Here is a 1,758-nt window from a genome sequence, read left to right as displayed (position 1 = left end):
GATACCCGAAAAAACTCGAATCCGAATCAGTATATGGTTTTATTTTTATGGGTCATCGAGAGGCGAACCGCTCCCGGCTAAGTTCCCCAGGCTCAGTGGGGGACAGGTTCGTTTTATGGCAGGGGTGCCCCACCCCCTTTTTACGGCAGGGGTGCCCCACCCCCTTGACACCGCTGATAACTATATGCTATGTTAATAACAACTTAGGATTATGTGGTGAGCATAGCTCAATGGTCAGAGCACTGGACTGTGGCTCCAGGGGCTGGGGGTTCAAGTCCCCTTGTTCACCCCTTTTTCGTCTTTATATACTTGCCAACGTCGCGCCTGTAGCTCAGTGGATTAGAGCGGAGGTCTCCGGAACCTCAGGCCGGAGGTTCGAATCCTCTCAGGCGCATGTCTTGCTTTTTCAATTACATTGCTGCTATGCTATAACCGGTTAAAAAATTTAAAGGAGGCGGTTTTGTGAAAAAAATCGAGGCAATAATAAAACCGTTCAAATTGGACGAGGTCAAGGATGCCTTAAACGCTATCGGTATACAGGGTATGACCGTCGTTGAGGTCAAGGGGTTTGGACGGCAGAAGGGACACACGGAGCTATACAGGGGGGCGGAGTATGTGATAGACTTTATCCCAAAATTAAAAATTGAAGTTGTAGTCTCTGACGCCATTCTGGATACGGTGATAGATACAATCCAAAAAACGGCAAAGACGGGAAAGATTGGCGACGGCAAAATATTTGTCTACAACGCCGAAGAGGCCGTCAGGATAAGAACCGGTGAAAGAGGAGAGCAGGCTCTCTAATTTAAACAGATACAGTAAATCAAAAGCAAATCAGGAGGTAATATGACACCAAACGAGGTAATCGCCTTTGCCAAGGCCAATGATGTGGTAATGGTGAATCTGATCTTCATTGACTTTCCAGGGGTATGGCAGAACCTGTCCGTACCCATAACCCAATTGCATGCGTCATCCTTTGAGGAGGGATTTGGATTTGACGGTTCATCCATAAGGGGATGGCAGGCAATCAATGCCTCAGACATGCTGGTGATGCCCGACCCCGGTACCGCTATGCTGGACCCGTTTAGGCAACACCCAACTCTCAATCTCATTTGTAACATCCTTGACCCGATCACCAAGGAACCCTACTCCAGAGACCCACGCTTCATTGCCCAGAAGGCGGAGAACTATCTGAAGTCCACCGGGTTGGCCGATACGGCCTTTTTTGGTCCCGAGGCGGAGTTCTTCATCTTTGACGACATACGCTTTGATCAAAACGCACATAGCGGATACTATTATATAGACTCAAACGAGGGCATATGGAATTCCGGCAGGGACGAAAAACCAAATCTTGGCTACAAGCCCCGCCACAAGGAAGGCTACTTCCCCGTCTCCCCCACCGATTCCCAGGAGGACATCCGGACGGAGATGGTGCTGGCCCTGCAACGCTGCGGCATAGAGGTAGAGGCACAGCATCACGAGGTGGCAACGGCAGGACAAGGCGAAATAGACATGCGCTTCTCACCGATGGTAAACATGGCCGATAAGCTCATGATATTTAAGTACGTCATCAGAAATGTTGCCCTTAAACACAAAAAGACCGTTACCTTCATGCCCAAGCCCCTCTTTGGCGACAACGGCTCCGGTATGCACACACACCAGAGTCTGTGGAAGGATGGCAACCCACTCTTTGCCGGTAATGGTTATGCGGGGCTGAGTGAAATGGCCATGTATTATATCGGTGGCATCTTGAAGCATTCA

At 49.5% G+C, this 1,758-nt stretch carries 2 protein-coding genes and 2 tRNA genes; all 4 read left to right on the top strand.

The features are described from left to right. Positions 1-216: 216 nt before the first annotated feature. Positions 217-289 (top strand) — tRNA-His (locus tag HWQ67_RS17685). 31 nt (positions 290-320) lie between these two features. Further along, positions 321-394, top strand: a tRNA-Arg gene (locus tag HWQ67_RS17680). Positions 395-462: 68 nt separating this feature from the next. Then, the gene (locus tag HWQ67_RS17675) at positions 463-801 is read left to right on the top strand and encodes a P-II family nitrogen regulator (RefSeq protein ID WP_218254015.1); all 339 of its coding nucleotides are present in this window, start codon (positions 463-465) and stop codon (positions 799-801) included. A 42-nt stretch (positions 802-843) separates the two neighbouring features. Then, positions 844-1,758: glutamine synthetase beta-grasp domain-containing protein (locus HWQ67_RS17670; protein ID WP_218254014.1), on the top strand; the 915-nt coding region annotated here is incomplete at its 3' end.

The sequence above is a fragment of the Candidatus Magnetobacterium casense genome (genome assembly GCF_019173545.1).
GTDB classification, from domain to species: domain Bacteria; phylum Nitrospirota; class Thermodesulfovibrionia; order Thermodesulfovibrionales; family Magnetobacteriaceae; genus Magnetobacterium; species Magnetobacterium cryptolimnobacter.
The sequence above is the reverse complement of the archived record's forward strand: the minus strand, read 5'-3'. Positions and strand labels throughout refer to the sequence as shown.